The sequence below is a fragment of the Streptomyces sp. NPDC093149 genome (assembly GCF_044754145.1).
Lineage (GTDB): Bacteria > Actinomycetota > Actinomycetes > Streptomycetales > Streptomycetaceae > Streptomyces.
On record NZ_JBIVON010000032.1, the window covers coordinates 27760 to 45280 of the forward strand.

The 17521-nt window shown below is 67.9% G+C and carries 15 protein-coding genes and 3 pseudogenes; 7 read left to right on the forward strand and 11 right to left on the reverse strand.

The genetic code is table 11. From position 1 onward, the window contains the following. Nucleotides 1-135: 135 nt before the first annotated feature. Nucleotides 136-1899 carry a hypothetical protein gene (locus ACIQCZ_RS39470; protein ID WP_402290586.1) on the reverse strand — a complete coding sequence of 588 codons (1764 nt, stop codon included), beginning with the start codon at nt 1897-1899 and terminating at the stop codon, nt 136-138. 585 nt (nt 1900-2484) lie between these two features. On the opposite strand from ACIQCZ_RS39470, the pseudogene ACIQCZ_RS39475 reads away from it, so the two are divergent. Beyond that, a pseudogene (locus ACIQCZ_RS39475) lies at nt 2485-2798 on the forward strand (transposase); the annotation flags it as partial. A gap of 2 nt (nt 2799-2800) precedes the next feature. Here ACIQCZ_RS39475 and ACIQCZ_RS39480 read toward each other — a convergent pair. Next, a complete protein-coding gene (locus ACIQCZ_RS39480) occupies nt 2801-3208 on the reverse strand; it encodes a hypothetical protein (protein ID WP_402290587.1) in 408 nt (135 codons plus the stop codon). Nucleotides 3209-3235: 27 nt separating this feature from the next. On the opposite strand from ACIQCZ_RS39480, the gene ACIQCZ_RS39485 reads away from it, so the two are divergent. After that, nucleotides 3236-3955, forward strand: a complete 720-nt coding sequence (locus ACIQCZ_RS39485; protein ID WP_402290589.1) for an IS6 family transposase — start codon at nt 3236-3238, stop codon at nt 3953-3955. Nucleotides 3956-4051: 96 nt separating this feature from the next. Here the strand turns inward: ACIQCZ_RS39485 and ACIQCZ_RS39490 are convergent, their stop codons facing one another. After that, nucleotides 4052-5095, reverse strand: coding sequence for an alpha/beta hydrolase (locus ACIQCZ_RS39490; RefSeq protein ID WP_402290591.1), 1044 nt, complete (start codon nt 5093-5095; stop codon nt 4052-4054). A 97-nt stretch (nt 5096-5192) separates the two neighbouring features. Here ACIQCZ_RS39490 and ACIQCZ_RS39495 point away from each other — a divergent pair, with 97 nt between their 5' ends. Then, nucleotides 5193-5672: a transposase gene (locus ACIQCZ_RS39495; protein WP_402290623.1), complete on the forward strand. Its 480-nt coding sequence runs from the start codon at nt 5193-5195 to the stop codon at nt 5670-5672. Between the two features lie 50 nt (nt 5673-5722). Here ACIQCZ_RS39495 and ACIQCZ_RS39500 read toward each other — a convergent pair whose 3' ends face one another. After that, nucleotides 5723-6595 (reverse strand): aldo/keto reductase family oxidoreductase, encoded by an 873-nt coding sequence (locus tag ACIQCZ_RS39500; RefSeq protein WP_402290594.1) that lies wholly within the window; start codon nt 6593-6595, stop codon nt 5723-5725. Nucleotides 6596-6806: 211 nt separating this feature from the next. On the opposite strand from ACIQCZ_RS39500, the gene ACIQCZ_RS39505 reads away from it, so the two are divergent. Then, entirely contained in the window at nt 6807-7670 is an 864-nt protein-coding gene (locus ACIQCZ_RS39505; protein ID WP_402290597.1) for a LysR family transcriptional regulator, read from the forward strand. 278 nt (nt 7671-7948) lie between these two features. Here ACIQCZ_RS39505 and ACIQCZ_RS39510 read toward each other — a convergent pair. From ACIQCZ_RS39510 to ACIQCZ_RS39520, 3 genes and pseudogenes are all read right to left on the reverse strand, one after another. After that, nucleotides 7949-9466: pseudogene (locus ACIQCZ_RS39510) on the reverse strand (transposase); the annotation flags it as partial. A gap of 280 nt (nt 9467-9746) precedes the next feature. After that, nucleotides 9747-10613, reverse strand: coding sequence for a GyrI-like domain-containing protein (locus tag ACIQCZ_RS39515; protein WP_402290599.1), 867 nt, complete (start codon nt 10611-10613; stop codon nt 9747-9749). A 59-nt stretch (nt 10614-10672) separates the two neighbouring features. Beyond that, nucleotides 10673-11485, reverse strand: coding sequence for a phytanoyl-CoA dioxygenase family protein (locus ACIQCZ_RS39520; protein WP_402290601.1), 813 nt, complete (start codon nt 11483-11485; stop codon nt 10673-10675). Nucleotides 11486-11837: 352 nt separating this feature from the next. Between ACIQCZ_RS39520 and ACIQCZ_RS39525 the strand changes: the two genes are divergently transcribed. Beyond that, the gene (locus tag ACIQCZ_RS39525) at nt 11838-12374 is read left to right on the forward strand and encodes a hypothetical protein (RefSeq protein ID WP_402290603.1); all 537 of its coding nucleotides are present in this window, start codon (nt 11838-11840) and stop codon (nt 12372-12374) included. An 88-nt stretch (nt 12375-12462) separates the two neighbouring features. Here ACIQCZ_RS39525 and ACIQCZ_RS39530 read toward each other — a convergent pair whose 3' ends face one another. The 3 genes and pseudogenes from ACIQCZ_RS39530 to ACIQCZ_RS39540 all read right to left on the reverse strand — a co-directional run. After that, nucleotides 12463-12681: a DUF6207 family protein gene (locus ACIQCZ_RS39530; protein ID WP_402290605.1), complete on the reverse strand. Its 219-nt coding sequence runs from the start codon at nt 12679-12681 to the stop codon at nt 12463-12465. Nucleotides 12682-12967: 286 nt separating this feature from the next. After that, the gene (locus ACIQCZ_RS39535; protein ID WP_402290607.1) at nt 12968-14008 is read right to left on the reverse strand and encodes a hypothetical protein; all 1041 of its coding nucleotides are present in this window, start codon (nt 14006-14008) and stop codon (nt 12968-12970) included. Nucleotides 14009-14122: 114 nt separating this feature from the next. Next, a pseudogene (locus ACIQCZ_RS39540) lies at nt 14123-14329 on the reverse strand (hypothetical protein); the annotation flags it as partial. A 387-nt stretch (nt 14330-14716) separates the two neighbouring features. Here ACIQCZ_RS39540 and ACIQCZ_RS39545 point away from each other — a divergent pair. Then, on the forward strand, nt 14717-15736 hold the full coding sequence (locus tag ACIQCZ_RS39545; RefSeq protein ID WP_402290609.1) for a NucA/NucB deoxyribonuclease domain-containing protein: 1020 nt from the start codon (nt 14717-14719) through the stop codon (nt 15734-15736). Between the two features lie 83 nt (nt 15737-15819). After that, nucleotides 15820-16689, forward strand: coding sequence for a DUF6924 domain-containing protein (locus ACIQCZ_RS39550; protein WP_402290612.1), 870 nt, complete (start codon nt 15820-15822; stop codon nt 16687-16689). 95 nt (nt 16690-16784) lie between these two features. Here the strand turns inward: ACIQCZ_RS39550 and ACIQCZ_RS39555 are convergent, their stop codons facing one another. Beyond that, a complete protein-coding gene (locus ACIQCZ_RS39555) occupies nt 16785-17021 on the reverse strand; it encodes a LuxR C-terminal-related transcriptional regulator (RefSeq protein WP_402290615.1) in 237 nt (78 codons plus the stop codon). Nucleotides 17022-17521: the final 500 nt, after the last annotated feature.

Here is a 17521-nt window from a genome sequence, read left to right on the forward strand (position 1 = left end):
GGGGTTGGGGGGGCCCGGGCCGTCGTTCGCACCCGCGGGCGGGGTAGTTTGCTTGGGGGGGGGCGGCCCGGGGTGGTCGGTAAAGGGGACGGCCCCCGGCGAGAGCATCATCTCGCCGGGCCGTCTCGCATTTCCCTACGCCTTGGGGACGGTACAGGTCACCGTCGCCTTGCTGGCGTCGCAGTGTCCGAATTCAGGGAAGGACACCCAGTAGGGGTCCTTGTCGAGGAGCCGGTACTTACCGGAGAAGCCAGAGCTGAACGCGCCGCCCATCGAGGTGGAGTTGATCCACCCGGACATGGAGGACCGGCCGCAGACCTCGTTCCAGGTGGGGCTTGCGAGGCGCTCGTCGTCGTAGAGGCGCCATTCGCCCTGGGTGACGCGGGTGGCGTAGGTCTGTACGCAGGCGTCGCCCGAGGCGACCGGGTTCATGCCGCCGACGACGCCGCCGGGCATACCGCCGGAGTTGTAGCTGGAGGCGTAGGCGAACTCGTCGCACGACGGCTTGTCGCTGGCGCTGATCTCCGGGACGGTCGTGGTCCGCGGGTTTCCGTACTTGGACGCCCAGCTTGTTCCGTCGCTGTTCTTCGGGCAGATGACGTCACGGTTCTTGTTCGGGTCGCGGCCGGGGGCGTTCTTGTCCGCCGAGGGCAGGAAGAACATCGGCTTGTTCGCGGACCGGCTGCCGGGATGGTTGGACAGCTTGGACTGGATCAGCCATGCGTGCGCGACCGCCTGCGGCGTCTTCTTGAAGTTCATCACCCAGGTGGGGACGTACTTGTGGAACGCGCAGCCAGGGGTGGCGGAGGAGATCTTGTCGCAGCGGATCTGCGCGTCGGCGGTCTCCCAGCGCGAAGCGACCGGGTTCGTCACGGGCGAGTAGGCGCTGATCTTCGTGGACAGGTCGAGGGTATCGGACTCGTTCACAGCGTTCCAGGTGTGGTCGTTCTTCCCGACGGCCGTGTGCGAGAACGGGTCAGCTCCCAGCCACTCCAGGGCGCCGTCCCACGACTGCGGACCGTTCGAGCAGCGGTCCGGCATCATGCAGTCGAAGCGAACGTCCAGCGTCACCGATACGAACTTGGCATCAACCTGGATCGGGACGAGGACGAGTTGCTGAGTGAACGTCGCCGAGGTTCCCGACAACTTCACTTCCTGGCCGACGGCCCAGGATGCGTTCAGGATCTCACCGGTGGGCTTGCCGTCCTTGACGACGATTCCCTCGTACTCGTAGGTGAACCCGCTAATACACGCCTCGTAGCGCTTGATGTCCAGGTTGTGTGTGTCGCACCAGTCGACCAGGTGCGGAAGCCCTGCCGTGACCCCGAACCCTTCCTTTGCGAGGGCGTCGCGAGTCCTCTTGCTGTTGTCCGGGACCAGACGCGAACACGGCTGGATGTTCGTCTCCTTGTTCACCTCGCCGCAGCTCCAGCCGTCCTTCTCGCTGTAGCCCTGCGGCCTGGTGACATTCTCGGGTGCGCTGTACCCGGTGGGCGGCACCTCCGGTGGGACCGGGTACATGTTGGGCTTGCCGATGGGCTGCGGTTCCTGGAAGTCGTCCTCGTTCAGCACTGGGGCGTTCTTGTCAGGCTCGGGGAGCTTGATGTCGACCGCGCGGCCACGGGTCTTGAACTTGCCCCACGCGGACCACTCCGTTTCGTACAGGCTTCCGTCGTAGGCGGATGTACGGAACGCGTAGGTGGTGCCCGGCTTCAGGTTCCCATCCGGGACGGTGACCTTCGCTGTGCCACCGGAGTTGACGTAGCCCGAGACGAGGACGCCGTACGGTTGGTCCTTGATCATGATCTGTTTGTCGGGGTTGCCGAAAGCGTCCGTCGTGTAGACGGCGAAGGTCAGGTTGGCCTTGTCACCGTCCGGGTCTGTCACAGTATTGCTCAAGGTGGGCATGGTCCGATTGACCTGCCACACCCCGCCCAACTGCGTGGACGGCGGCCCGGCCACCAGATTCTTCCCCGACACGGGCCGCCCTCCGGCCAGCGCGAGACTGGTCGTCTCAGGTCCGTGGACCTTCGGCGGCGCTGCCAGCGGATCAGGTTCCTTCGGTAAGCCGGCAGCGGAAGCGGGTCCCGCCCCGGCCAGAACGATAAGGACGGCGCCGACTGCCATGCAGCGCAGCGCCATCGTTATGCGTGTGCGTCGCAACGATCCTCCTTGAAGGGTACAGATGATCGACGCGAGCCCATCACGTGCAACTCCCGTGGGATAGGGGAAAGATCGCCATTCTGTACACGCAGCGCTTGTGTCTTGATCGGGTTGATCGAGCCATTCGTAGGGTTGGATCGCCCAGGGGTGCTGGGTGTGGCTATCAGGCGGCTGCCGTCTCGTGGCTTCCCTTGCTTCGCCGCCCGGCGCCCCACGACGACTCGGCCCCCGATTAGGAAGTGCGAACAAGTCGCTGCGTAGAGCAATGCCGGCGAGGTCGTCCGTGGCACGAACAGCACGAACACACACGTCAGGAGCACGATGAGCCGGATATGGGCGGGGACCGACTGCGGAAAGACCCATCACCACACGCTGGTCCTGGACGCGGACGGCAATACGCTGCTGTCGCGGCAGGTGGCCAACGATGAGCCGGAACTGTTGAAGCTGATCGCTGACGTCCTGGACCTCGCCGACCGCGACAGGACGACCTGGGCACTGGACATGACCGGTGCGAGCCGGGCCTGCTGATTGCCCTGCTGGTCAACCACGGCCAGGAGCTCGTCTACATTCCCGGTATCGCGGTCAACCGGGCCGCCGACAGCTACCGCGGCCAGGGCAAGACGCAATGCCGGGAAGTTTAGGTTCGCCATCGTCGTGTTCGGTCGGTGGCTGTGGTGATGGTGAGGGTGATCTCCGCGTTGGGGATCGGGGTGTTCTTCCTGGTCGGGCTGTAGGCGAAGGTCGAGATCGGGCGTTTGACGCGGCGGGGCTGGATCCTGGTTGGGCGGTGCTGCGGGGCCAGCTCGCGGGGGTGCAGGATGGCGCGATGGATCACGGGAGTGAGTCGGCACCCCTGATGCCTCATGGTTCCAGTTGCGGTGATCACTGTGTTGCGGGCGGTGCGGATGGTGACGGCCAGCGAGATCCAGGACGGGGCGATCCCGGCTTGAGCGCCAGCGTCGACGGCGATCTGCCGCGCGGCCTGGTAGACGACGAGCAGACCGAACAGTTCCTGCTGGGCGTCGTCAGTGTGGTGCGAGCGCAACAGGATCACGGTGGAGGGGGATCGTCCGTGGGGAGCGTGTCGCCGTCGTACAGGGGGCACCGGTACCCGGTCGAGATCATCGCGCACTGTGTGTGGCTGTACTTCCGGTTCCCGCTCAGTTTCCGTGAAGTTGAGGAGCTGATGCTCGAGCGCGGTGTCATCGTGTCCCACGAGACCGTGCGCCGCTGGTGTCTGAAGTTCGGGCAGGCCTACGCCAACGCGCTGCGCCGCCGACAGCCACGGCCGGGGGACAAGTGGCATCTGGACGAGGTCTTCATCAAGAGCAACGGTGAGCAGAAGTATCTGTGGCGGGCTGTCGACCAGGACGGCAACGTCCTGGACATCCTGGTGCAGAACCGGCGGGACACGGCCGCGGCCAGGCGCTTCTTCCGCAGGCTGATGACGACGACGGGCGGGGTGCCGCGAGTGGCCGTCACCGACAAGCTGCGTTCCTACGGCGCCGCCCACCGCGAGGTCATGCCCTCGGTGGAGCACCGCTCCCACAAGGGATTGAACAACCGGGCCGAGAACAGTCACCAGCCGACGAGGCAACGCGAACGGGCCATGAAGGGCTTCCGCAGCGTGGGCGGGGCCCAGCGGTTCCTGTCCGCGTTCAGCGGCATCTCACCCCACTTCCGGCCCCGACGCCACCTGATAACCGCATCCGAACACCGAGCCGAAATGACCATCCGCTTCACCACCTGGGAGCAGATCACCGGCGTCACCGGCCGGCCTACCGCAGCCTGAGCCCAGGCCGACACCCAGCCCCACCACACCTCGACGCACCATCAGACACCCACACACCCAACAACGTGACAATGCCGGGAGCCGGGTTGCGTCCTCCTAGAGCTTGCGGGACAGCCATTTGTTGATGATGTTGGTGGTGCTGTCGGCGTTGTGCTGGAGGGCCAGGTTGTGGCCAGCTCCGGGAATGGACTTCACGTCGACGTCAGGGCTGGCCGGGTAAGCGGCGGTCTCCGCCTTGAGGGTCGTGTTCAGGTCGGCGGGGTCGAAGTACAGGCCATCGTGCTGGCCCACGAGCGACAGGACGGGAACGTTGACGTTCTTGCCGTAGGTGTCGTCGCTCTCTTCGTCCCCGAAGGAGGTGAATTCCCCGAGGGCGGCGATCTGCTTGACCGCGTCGTCGGCCTTCACGGTGCTCAGATCGGCGTTGAACGGCCAGTAGAGCAGCTGGCGCATGCCGTCCCGGGTGGTGAGGGGGCCGTCCGGTATCGCGCGGCCAGCGAAGGCAGCGTCTTCGGCGGCTGGGTGCATCGCGGCGTTGAACAACAGCTGGCCGGAGCCGGTGTGGTGCATGAATCCGGTGACGACAACGGCGTTGACGTCCTTGTATGACGCGGCTTCCTGGATGGCGACCACGCTTCCCATGGAGTGGCCGACCAGTGCGACCGGCAGCCCCTCGTGGTCGGTCCTCAGCTTGGTGATCAGTTGGTGGATGGTGGCGGAGTGAGTCGTGCCGTTCAGTTGGCCCGCGGCCGGGCTGCTGGAGTCGCCGGTTCCGAGGCGGTCGACGGCGACGGTGATCCAGCCGTCCTTGGCCGCCTTGCGTGCTTGCGAGATCCAGCCGCGGTTCGTCTTGAGATCGAAGTACCGGTGGTCGTAGGTGACGCCCGGGATCATCACCTGAATGCCCTTCACGCGGGCGTGGCTCGGTTGGTATTTCACGGCGCTCAGCGTCTGGTCGGCCGGTCCGCTGCCTGTGAGGGAGACCTTCTGGGTGATCGTGTGGAGGGTGAAGCCCGGCCCAGGGTCGGGGGCGGCGGACGCGTCTTGGGCCGTGACCGCTACGGCCGTGACGAGCAACGCGACGGACGCCGCGCCCACGGTGAGGCGGGCCGTGCGGTTTCGTGGTTTGTCCGAGGACATGGGGAAGATCCTTGCTGTCTGGGCCGAGGCGCACGCCTCGGGTGAAGCCTGAGCGGGCGTCGCGACGGATGGCGAATGGGCGTTGATCGAGCCGTGACTGCCGGTAGGCGAGTGCGACCCGTCCTCGGAGCGGCTGCGGGAGCAGTTCGAAGGGGTGGTGTGGCGGTTCCGTACCGGCAGTCTGTGGCGGGACATGCCCGCTGATCACGACGCCTGGACGACGGCCTACCACCGGGTTTTGCAGTGGCGTGACTTAATGTGTCTTCGGCTCCCTGATGGGCGGTGTGATCGTCAAGGCCGCAGCGCGCGGACAGGTCGACCTCAGCCTGCTCAGCGTGGACTCCACTGCGGCCCGGGCCCACCATGCGTGGACGCCGAGGTCCTCACCACGCTGGAGAAGGCGGTTGAGGAGAAAAGGCACGCGCGAAGAGGGCGGACGGTGGCGGGCGCCGAACCTGTCGGCCCGACTCGCGCGGCAGCTGCCGCCCGCTGTCTTTCGTCCTCACCCCGGGCCAGTGCGCCGACAGCCCTCGGTTCACCGCCACCCTGGCCGGCATCAAGGTCCTCGGCTCCCTGATCTGGATCCGCAGCCTCCGTCTCACCGGGTGATCCCACCCGGAACAGGTCCTAACGGCCGATCTTGTCCAGCTCGGCGAGGTCCTCGTCGGAGAGCGGGAGTCCCGCGCCGGCGACGTTCTCGCGCAGGTGCGCCACCGACGAGGTGCCGGGAATGAGCAGGATGTTCGGCGACCGCCCCAGCAGCCAGGCCAGGGCGACCGACATCGGCGTCGCATCCAGCCGGGTGGCCACGGCGGAAAGCGCCGTGGACTGGAGCGGGGTGAAGCCGCCGAGCGGGAAGAAAGGCACGTAGGCGATGCCTTGGTCGGCGAGTTCGTCGATCAGGGCATCGTCCTGGCGGTAGGCGAGGTTGTACATGTTCTGCACGCACACGATCGGTGCGATCGCCTGCGCCTCGGCGACCTGTTCCGCCGTCGCGTTGCTCACTCCGAGGTGCCGGATGAGGCCCTGCCGCTGGAGTTCGACGAGGGTCTCGAAGGGCTCGGCGAGCGAGCCGGGCACGGGGCCCTGGGCGTCGCCGAGCCGGAGATTGACCACGTCGAGCGCATCGAGGCCGAGGTCCGCAAGGTTCTCGTGGACGGCGCGGCGCAGGTCCTCGGGCTGCCGGGCGGGGGGCCAGCCGCCCTGCTGATCGCGGTCCGCGCCGACCTTGGTCACGATGTGCAGCGATGCGGGATAGGGGTGCAGTGCTTCACGGATCAGCTGGTTGGTGACACGCGGTCCGTATGCGCCGGCGGTGTCGATGTGGGTGATCCCGAGATCGGTGGCCTCGCGCAGGACGGCGAGGGCGCCGTCGTGGTCGGCGGGCGGGCCCATGACCCCGGGGCCGGCGAGCTGCATGGCGCCGTAGCCGAAGCGGGTGACCGTCAGATCGCCCAGGGTCCAGGTGCCGCCGGGCAGTGACGCGGAGGGTGTGTTCATGGCTGTGTCTTTCCTGCTGAGCCGGATGTTCTCGGAGGGCTGCGTGTCGTATGGTCCGTCGCTCGTCGACGGCGACTCGTCCGCGTCGGCCATCGGCGCGGACTTCGCTCTGCCCGTGGTCCCGATGTTCGCCCACCGACGAGCGGCGCATCCAATACCGACACGGTGCCCTGTCATACCCGGCAAGTATCACCGAGTTAGGCTGGGGCCCATGGACACCTTGGAGACCCGCGAGCTGAGGTACTTCGTGGCCGTCGCAGAGGAACTCCACTTCGGCCGCGCCGCCGAGCGCCTCGGCATGGCCCAGCCACCGCTCTCCCGGGCCATCCAGCAGCTCGAACGGCGCCTCGGCGTCTTGCTGCTGGAACGCAACCGTCGCGGAGTCTCCCTCACCGGCGCCGGAGAGATGCTGCTGCACGAGGGCCGCGCAGCCCTCGACGCGACCACCGCCGCCGCTCGCCGCACCCGTCGCGCCGGTGGCGCCGACAGACCGGGCGGCCCCCGCAACCGCCTGGTCCTTGCGGTGAAGGCCGGCGCGTCTCACGAGCTGCTGCACAAGCTCATCGACGCCTACGCGGCCGAGCCCGACCCCGCCGAGATCGAGGTGCTGCCGAGCGGCACATGTGAGCAGGGGGAGATGCTGCGCGACGGCCGCGCCGATGTGGCGCTCATGCACGCGCCGTTCAACTCCCTCGTCGGGTTCGACAGCGAGGAACTGATGACCGAGGGGCAGATCGCCATCCTGCCCACCGGGCACCCCCTTGCCGCGCACAAGTCCCTGTCCCTGGCCGACGTCAGCGACATCCCCGATCTGCCGCTCGCCCGCTGGGCCCACGACGGCACGTACCCGCCCGGCCCGGGCCCCGAGATCAACGACCAGACGCAGCTGGCCCAGCTCATCGCCCTCGGACGCACCGCGGCCGTCTTCCCCGACTCCGCCCGTGCCTGGCTGTGGGCCGAGCACACCGCCGTCCCCCTGGCCGACGCACCCCCCGTCGTCACCCACATGGCCTGGCCCGCACACAGCCGCTCCCTCGCCCTCGCCGGGCTGATCCGCACAGCCACACGACTATGACCCTCTCGTGCCTTCCACCGCCGCCGTCACCCTGATGACACACCGCCTGACCGCCCGCCCCCACGCCGTCGCCCGCTCGCGGGGCACCGCCCAAACTCCGTGTACTTCCGACCTTCGGGCCTGAAGGCGTGCCGGGACGGGCGGGTCCGCGAAGCCGTCGCGGCCCCGGCCTGCGAGACGGCTCCCTGACCCCCTTCCGAGTCGCTGACCAGCAGGTACGACTTGATCCAGATGGTCACGACCACGACGAGTCGATGATGTCGTACGGCAGTGCCGCATTACTCGTCGTCGGTGGCTTCCTTGTCGCGCAGCGGGCGCAGGCCACCGGGCAGGTCGGGGAGCTTGAACGAGTACCGGCCGTGCATGTTGATGTGTTGCCGTACGAACGGTGAGAGGCGGGCGACGCCCTCGTCGCGGACGTCGAACCCGTCCGCCCGCAGCTGGTTCATCGCAGCGTCCATGTACCGGGTGTTGAAGACCACCATGGCGTTGAGGACCAGGCCGAGCGCGCCGATCTGGTCCTCCATCCCGTCCTGGTAACGCTGGTAGAGCTGCCCCTGCCTGCCATGGAAGATCTTCCGGGCGAGCGCGTGGCGGCCCTCCTGGAGGTTGGCCTGCGCCTTGATCTGGCGCCGGTAGCCGGGCTCGTCGGCCAGGCGCAGGATGTGCAGGGACTTTGCGATCCGCCCACAGTGCGCGATCGCGTCCCCCAGCGGGGTCGGACGCCCGTCCCGCGACAGTATGCGGATCACGTCGTACGCACGGACCGCGCCGGTGTGGACCGAGCCGATGATGCGCAGGATGTCCTCCCACTGGCGTTCGATGCGGGCGAGGTCGCCCTGGCCGCGGGCTGCGTCGGTGAAGGCGCCGTAGTCGGCGGTGCGGTCGATGCGCCACATCTTCTGGTCCGGCAAGTCCGCGAGCTGCGGCGCGTACACGAACCCGGCGAGGGTGAGCAGTCCGAAGACGATGTCGCTGTACGAAGCGGTGTCGGTGACGATCACCTCGGGGCGCTTGCCACCGTCGCGGTCGTAGAGGACATCGAGCACGTACAGGGAGTCGCGCGGGGTGCCGGCCACCACCTTCCCGCCGAGCCCCGCCGCTTGGTCGTTGATCATGTTCAGCCACGTTGCCCCGCCCCGGGGCCCGAAATAGCGAGGATTGGGCCGGGCGTACACGGACGGGACGGGGACAACGAACCGCATCCCGTCGACCGAGGCGACCAGCCCGCCGCCCCACGCCTGCGCGAGACAGATCACGGCCTGGTGCTCGATGAGCGTGGCGTTCGTGGTCCGGTAGGTGGCCAGCCGCAGATACGTCTGATCGACGTGGGACAGCGTGCCGTACTTCAGCGCGTCGGCGGAGCCGATGACCGGGGTAAAGCCGACGTTGCAGCTGTGCGCGACCAACAGCGCGGCGATCGTGACTTGCAGCTCCTTGAGCCGGGCATCGCCGCCGGTGATGGAGGTGAACGCCTGGTCGGCGCCGGTCCACGAGAACACCTCCAGCACCACCTCCGGCAGGTCGACGCGGGGCGTCATCGTCTCCACCGCCTTCCGTAGGTCCAGGAGGGATGCGGGTTCGGGCTCCGGCTCCAGGGCGGCGAAGTGCAGACGGCCGTCGTCGTCGAACACGATCTGGGAGTTCGCCGGCACCCGCCCCGCGACCTCTCGGTAGGTGCCGTGAAGCAGCGCAGCCCGCGCCGTCAGGTGCTCACCCGGCTCACCGGGCAGGTTCAGGGAGGCCAGCACGGTCGGGCGGACCTGCTCCCACGCCTCGCCGTCCAGCAGCTTCGCCCAGATCACGGCCTCCCCGTCCAGGACCGTGCCCGGCCTCAGGGCCATGGCGGCGACGGCCAGCTCCATCCAGTGCTGGGTGACGACCCTGCCTGACCGGGCGTACACGCGCGGCGGCACCGCTCACGGCTTGCCGCATTGTTCACGGCCTTGGGGACCGACTGAGAACATCCGGTCGTACGGCCGTGAAACCAAAGGTGCGGTGCAGGGTTCGCTCCAGCTTCCAAGGCCGTGATCGTTCTCATCGATACTGGCTGCTCGGTTGGTCCCGAACCCCGGTTCAGCCGTGCTCGGGCTCTACCGGGAGCCACAGTTCGGCGTCGGCCTCGGTCTTCTCCGGCGACAGGCGGGTGCGCAGGATCTCAGGGCCGGTGCGGGTGCGGTACGGGTTCGACGGGAACCACTCGGTGAACACGTCCCGCCACAGTTCCTGGATGGCCTGCGGTGCCGGGCCGGAGGTGGTGAAGACCGCCCAGGTGCCGGCCGGGACGGCCAACGTGGTCGTGCCCTCCAGAGCGGCCGCGGAGGTGATCACGCCGTGGTGGTAGTCGAGTTCAGTGCCCTCGACGCGGCTGGGGTTCATGCCGTCGCAGACCGCGACGATGCCGTGCGGCTCCTGGTCCGAGAGCTTCTCCAGGCGCTCAAGGGTCCGCGGGTCGATCCCACGGACAAAGTCCATGATTGCCTGGTTCGGCCCGGCATGCACCAGCGGTACCCGGGTCTTGAGCCCGACGACGGTGAAGTCCGCCTTGTCCATGACGCGGTATCGCATACTGCTGCTCCCCTCGATGGTGAGGCGGAAGGCCATCCGGGACTGGGAGGTGAGTGCGGCGCCGGTACGCCGGGCCTCGCCCGGTCCGATGCCGTGCATGGCACGGAACGCCCGCGCGAACGCCTCGCCGGAGCCGTAGCCATAACGCACCGCGATCTCCAGCAACGTCTCACGTCCCGCGAGTACTTCGGCGCCCGCGAGGGTGAGCCGGCGGCGCCGGACGTACTCCGACAGCGGCATTCCCGCGAGCGCGGAGAACATCCGGCGCAGGTGGTGCTCCGAGGTGGCCGCAAGGCGTGCCAGCTCCCCCACGTCGAGGTCCTGGTCGAGATGGCCCTCGATGTGCTCCATGGCCTGATTCAGCCGCTCCAGCATGCCCGGCCTCCTCCCTCTTCCCTCACGGCGACTTTGCCAGCGATGGTCGTGCGGCACGTTCACGCTGCGCTGCGGTCGGTGCCGTTCCCGTCCGGACCAGGGGTGTCCTGTCCCAGACCCCGGCGGATCGCAATCTCCACAGGCGAGTACGCGCCGTCGGCCCGCTCCAGTTCGCACGGCGCGGCCGGCATCAGCGGCGGCTGCGCCATAAAGCGCGGCCGCACTCCACGGTGTGGTTGAGCCGCGTGCACCAGGAACGGATGGCACAGGAAGACGTCGCCCGGGGAGCCGGTGGCAAGGGCGAGTGACCGGTGGTCGGACGCCGCCACCAGATCGGGCGCGAGGGTCAGCCCGCTCGCCCCGTCCTCCCCGTACTTCTCCAGCACCTTCGGCACGTCGAGGTGTGAGCCGACCCGGATCCGTGTCGGGGCGTCCTCCTCACCGACCTCGCTGAACAGGAACAGCATCAGCAGCGCCCGGCCCTGGGAGCGTAAATTGGTGAAGTACCAGCTCTCGCCCTCCGGCAGATAGCTCCCCTCGATGTGCCAGCCCGCGTCGTCCGGCTCCTCCTCGTGCGGGAAGCGCAGCGGGAACGTGCCCAGCGAGTAGCGCGGCTCCCAGCGTCCCGCGCCGACGAGCAGGTCGTACGCGCGATGCAGCGACGGGGAGTTGGGTGCGGCGGCGAACGGTCCCTGCGCCATGCCGCCCACCCAGTGGACAGGCTGTGTCCACGTCGACGGGTGGTCCGGGTCGCAGCCCGTCTCTCGCCACAGCAGCCGCGCGCAGTCTGCGGCCACGCGCGGCGCGACGGCGCCCTCCAGCTTCACGAAGCCGTCGCGGAGGAAACGGGATACCAAGGTCGTGTCATCCATGCCCCTATCGTGCGGCGACACCGGCCCCGATCACCCGACATTCTCCGCACCGCCTTTGTCGGGTGACCACCGGAGCGCGGTCAGGCGGCGCACCGCCTAGCCGACCGCGGCGCCACGCTATGCCGAAAGACGCAGCAGGAAGCCACGGCTGAGCTCCAGACCATCCCGGCCACGCCGACCTCGACGCCAGGAAACCGTGATTCACCGGTTCGGGTATTCGCCCGCCGGACCCGAACGAGCTGCGGCAAGGTCGTGGATGGGCCGACCGGGCCTACAAGCTAAGCGGCGCCTCTGCCTTTGCCGGGGCTGGCCTTCGAGACTCACCGGCGTTCCGGTGGGGGAGGGGTGGAGTATGTGGGAGACCGAGGAGTTCGGCGGCGAGCACGAGGGCCGGCCCGGTGTCCTGGTGGCCGATGGCACGGAGCCGGGTCCGGTGTATTTCGATGCCGGGAGCGGGCCGATGATGCATCGGAGCGTTGACTGGTGGGTCTACGACGGCACGCTCGGCGCCCCGATCGCCACCGAGCTGCGCGGTGCGTGCTCGTGCGGCTGGCGCGGCAGCACTCGCTACTCGCTCGACTGGGAAGCCGTCGACCGGCGGCGCCCGTACCTGGCCGACACCAGCGGACCGGAAGACGACTGGGACACCCACATCACCGAAGTACAGGCCCGCACCGTCCCTGTTCCCGCCGACCTCACCGCCCTCCTCGACCAGGCCGAGGAACGCCTCACCGCTTTGGCCGCCGACGAACCCCTGGCCGCACTCCGCGCCGTTGCCGCCCTGCAGCGCCTCACCGAACGGGTGGCAGCTGACGCCTCGTTCAGCGTCGACACCGCGGACGGACCACAGTGGGACACCGTCGCCCAGGCGCTCGGGATCAGCGAATAGGCCGCCCGCTCCCGCCTGACCCACTACGCCCTCCGCTGCTGACCCTGGAGATCGAGCTGTCCCGATCTCCAGCACGCGGGCCGCTGATTCATGAGGAGGCGGCGGGGCCGCGGCGTCGGATGTCCGCGTACACACGGGCCTTCACGCCCGGCGTTCCCGGTTCGCGTTGCACGGGCATGATGCCGGAGGTGGCCCACCAATGCTCCAGGCCAGCCATCACTGCTTGGGCGGTTGCCTCATCGGCGGCGGTGATGTCCAGGACCACCAGACCGGGCTCGCTGACGTGCTGCGCGTTGATCCGTTCCATGCCTCATCCTGACGCGGCCGTCTTCTCACCGGTCCGCCAGCGCCGCGCATCCCACCCGTACGAGTACCAGATTCGATCCCGACATCGGCTGAACCACGGGCCCGCAGACACGGGCAACCCCGTGCGGCGCTCGTGGCCCTTCCTCAATAGCTGCGAGCCCTGCCATTGGCGTAGCGCGCAGGTGCTCCTCAGCGCCTGGTCCAGCGCGGAGAGCTCTGCGGCCGAGGCGATCGCGCCCGCCGGCGGTTGCGGCTGGGACCAGCGCGGGCCACGGGGGCGGTCTGCGTCACTGGTCCTCCTTCGCGGCCCCGTCGGTCAGGCAGGCGGCGCAGACGGTCTCGAAGTCGTGCGGTTGGAAGCGCCGGTCGCACCGGAGGCAGGATTTTGGCGGGGGAAAGGTCTTCCCGCAGCTGAAACACAGGTCTACCGGCACGTCCGGGGCGGCCGTGGTGAAGACGCCACCGACCAGCGTGTGGTTGTCGCAGCCCGGGCACCGGCGGTACGTGGCGTTGCTCCCGGTGCCCCGGTGGAGGACGTAGTCGAGCGCGTCGGTCCGCACCATGCAGAACCGACACTTGCTGTCGCCGTCCGCCACGACCAGGGCCCACTGGTCGCAGTGGGGGCACGCCATGGTGCGGTTCCGGTGCGGTTCCAGTTCGGCCCGCAGCCGCTGCATGCGTCGGGTGACGAAGCCTTGGATCCGGCTGAGACCGCTGCGGATGGCCCGCATGTCCTGCGTGGTCCGCTGCCGGTCCTCGTCGGGGAGGGCGGGCAGCAATTGCTCGTCCAGGAAGCGGACGAGGAAGTCCAGGACCTCGGCGGTGCGAGCCTCGACGGCGCGGGCACGGTCGGTGAGCCCGTAGTGCTGCAGCGCATTGCGGGTCTTGGCCAGCTTGGTGAGCGCGGCGGCGTCCTTGTCTCCGATGGGCAGCCCGACGATACGCCGCAGTCGGTCCACCGTCTGGGCGGGGGTGCAGCTGGCCAGGGACCCATCAGCCAGCTCCTCTTTCCTGGCCTTGCCCGGCTCGGCGAAGACCAGGGTCCAATGCTCCTGCTGCAGGCGGTACTTGAGCAGGACCTCGGCGGCGGCCTGCAGGTGCAGCACGGCGTACTTCAGGTCACGTGCGCTGACCCGCTCCTCGTCGTCGATCAGGGACGCGATGACGCTGAGGAGGTAGTCCAGGCCATTGGCGATGGGCGGGAAGTTCACCTCGCTGCCGGGCTGCTCCACCGGGCGGAACTGGACGATGAACGCCTCCCGGTCGGTGAACACCTCCGGATCGTCGAACACCTCCGGGTCGTTCGCCGCCCAATCCTGGGCCGTCATGTGACCTCCCCCGGGCCCGCCGATCCGGCAGACCATAGCCTTCACTCTCTCCTCTGGCACACGGATGCCTGCCGTCATCACATCATCACGTCTGCAGAATCAGCGACGGTCGCAGCGTGCCTTGCGTTCCTGGAGGTCGGCGAGGAGCGCCAGGTCGGGTTCGGTGCGCTGCTGGTAGGTGCGGAAGAGCTGACCGAGTTCGACGAGTTCGTCCCGCAGGACGACGGGCCGCAGATCGTGGGGGATGGCCCGCTGCGCGATCCTCCCGTACGGATAGTGGCGCCGGACAGGGGCGAAGCGGGGGGCCGGTACACCCCGCGGGCCGCGCGGCAGCTCTCTGCCCGGAACACGCAGTACACCTCGGCCCGGGGCCCGGGAGCGGCCCGCAGGTGGGCCTTGGGCAATGACTTCTCAGTTGCTTGTCGTCGGCTCCTGCCGGTTGTACTGCGTTGTGGGTACGAACGGTGTGTCCCACTGGTCGGGGGCGGCCAGATTGGCGGTAGCCGATGACGCAGTACCGCGTCACCGAGCGGGCTCCGCCGTCGCGGTTCTCACCGTCAACGCTGCTGACCGAAACCCGACTTGTCCTAACAGGCAGTGCCCCAACAGCCAATAGATTCACGACCGCTGAAGCGCATAACGTGCTCGCCTTAGCGACGGCAGCCCCGACGCGGTGCCGTCCCTCCATCAACGAGGGGACACATACGTATGCGCATCAGCGCGCCCAGAAAAGCCGTCAGCGGTGCCGCTCTCGGCGCCCTCCTCCTCACCGGCATGAGCGCCGCAACCGCGCAGGCCGCGCCAGAGAAGTACAGCATCGCCGCCGCCCAGGCCCCGGCCGTCAAGACCGTCTACGCCAACACGGCCGCCGCCGCGAGCTGCAAGCTCAACACCATCACCATCACCCGCACCAGCATGTGCATGGACGTTGGTGCCCGCATCGACCTGCTCAAGAACGGCAAGCCGTTCGGCTCCGCCACCTTCGAAATCAAGCACGCCATGACGCTGAAGACCAACAAGCTGAAGTGGGCAGAGAGCTTCACCGTCGGCAAGGCCAAACTCGTCAACGCCGGCGGCATCAGCATCAACGTGTCCGTCGGCGGCGGCAAGGGCGTCAAGACCGCCGTCAAGTTCCCGCAAGGGGCCACCCTCGGCTCAGCCCACAAGGGAACCGTCGGCTACGCCGCCAGCGTCGGAAAGAAGAAGCAGCTCGCCAGCCCGGCCTCCTACCGGTTCACCTTCACCAAGCCCGGCTACACGATAGGCGGCTTCACCTACAACTCCGCCAAGTACCGCTGCGACGACACGTTCTGGGGCACCAAGAAGCGCACCAAGAACCCCGGCTGCGTCTTCCCGTCCTACTCCCCAGTTTTTACCCTCTCCCGCAGCGACGCGAAGGTGAAGCGGTCCGCCAACCACATCTTGGACGCCCAGCGCAAGATCGCCGGTCACCCGGGCGCCTCCACCCCGCTGCACCGCATCACCAACGAGAAGACCATCAACGCCCACCGCAAGGCCATGTGCGCGAAGGTGCACAACCCCGACCCCAAGAAGTACGACTGCGACGAGTACCCGTTCGCCGCAAGCAAGGAGGGCGGCAACCCGGCCCTCGGCAGCACCCGCATCATCCCCCTCGGTGACAACCGCAGCGCCGGCGCCCGCCTCGGCGGCTTCTACAAGACCCAGCGCGTCCTCAACGGCGACGGCTACTACGTCCGCATCAAGTAAGACGCACAACGCGCCTGCCACAGGTCCCGTCTACTCTTCCAGGACGTGACCGGCAGACACAGTAAGCACGATGGGGGTTCTCCATGCAGCGTTCCAACTGGCCGCTCCTTGACGGCCGCACCCGGCCGCTCAAGATGAAGGAGTGGGGCGACCTGGCCGTCATGGACCCCGACGCCGGCAAGCAACCGCGCGGACGCGGGTTCCTGGCAGCCGAGAAAGACTGGCTGCACATCGACGCCGGAACCGCCCTGGAAAACCCCATCGTCACCCTATACGCCGGCCGTGATCCGGGAGCAGAGAGCGGCTGGGACGAGGTCGAAGAGATCACCGTGATCTCCACGACCGGCTTCCTCACCCTGTGCGACAGCGGATACGAGCCGCTGCGCAAAGAGAATCTCGCCACCGCAGGAGTCGGCCCCTACCTGATCCGCGTGCACGCCAGTGACCGGTCGTCGGACGGCAAGAAGCCCCGCTTCCTCATCCAGGTCATCCCTGGCAAGCGTACGGGGGCCGAGCCCGAGCCGCCCTCCTCCACGATCGAGGAGTCCGCCGGTCCGCTCCTGGTGCGGACGTCCTTCGAGCAGCCAGATGAGTGGGCACGCTTGCTCCAGGCCCTCAAAGGAGGATCGGAACACTACGAGTCAATCACCGTCATCGACAACCACGCCTACGCGGGCTTCACGGCAGATCAGATCCAGGCCCGGATCGGACACGATGACGAGGACTGGCCCGACAGTACTCTCGTCCTCATCGCCGACGAGAGGGCACTGACCTCCGCAGAGTTCCCGTTGCTGACCGTGAACAACCTGCCCGACAATGACGACGATCCGTTCAGGATCACCCTCGCAGCGGCCGGTTCCTTCGTCGTCAACATGGAGTTGGCGAACACAAGCTTTGGTGAGTGGGGCTGTGGTGTCGACGCCGACGGCGTCTACCGGGAAGAGCACTACTGACAGTGCTAAGGGGGTGTACACCTTGATCTGCCGCGCCGTCAGCCCCCGGAAACGGCGGTGTCCGCACCCGTTCCGCACGGGCACGGACACCCCCATCAGGCAGCCGTCGTCACCGAGAACCCCGGTGGGACGCCGGTCTCACGGCACTCGCACCGCGGATCGGAGCACAGCTTCTCGTGGGCGAGCACGGCCAGCACCGCGACCTGAAGCCGCGTTTGCTGTTCCAGCTTCTCCACGATCCGCGCAATGTGCGCCTTCACCGTGCGCTCCGTGATCCCCAGCTCCCGCGCAAGATGCCGGTTTCCCGCCCCCGTGCCCACCAGAAGGAACACTTCCCGTTCGCGGTCCGTCAGCCTTTTGAGCTTCCATAAGCCCCGTACCGGATGGACGCCATCCGGCCGTAGGCGCAGGCGTGACCATCCGCATTGGACCGTTCAGTCATTCCGGTCCTTCCTCACCACCGCATTTCCCCCAGAAGACCCCCGTGGCTCTGGGCGCGGCGGTAATCATTTACAACCTAGTGTGCTTGGGTGCTGCTCGAAAGCGCATTACACCTTCAGGCACTGCCCGACCGGGATGTGCCTGAAGAGACAATTTCGGTCAAGGAAGAAGGGCGACGGCCCTTGCACGGTGGACACGGCGGATTGCCGCCGTTGCCATACCGGATGGTGGGCTCATAGCAGGAAGCGCAGCGCCCAACTTGCTCGGACTGGCAGCCCATCTGCGCGGCGAGGGCGCTACTGAACTTGAATGTGTGATGTCGGCCTGATCGTGTCAGCTGGTCAAGGTCAGGCCGGTGCCTATGCGGCAGCCGTCGATGAGGTGCGGTCGG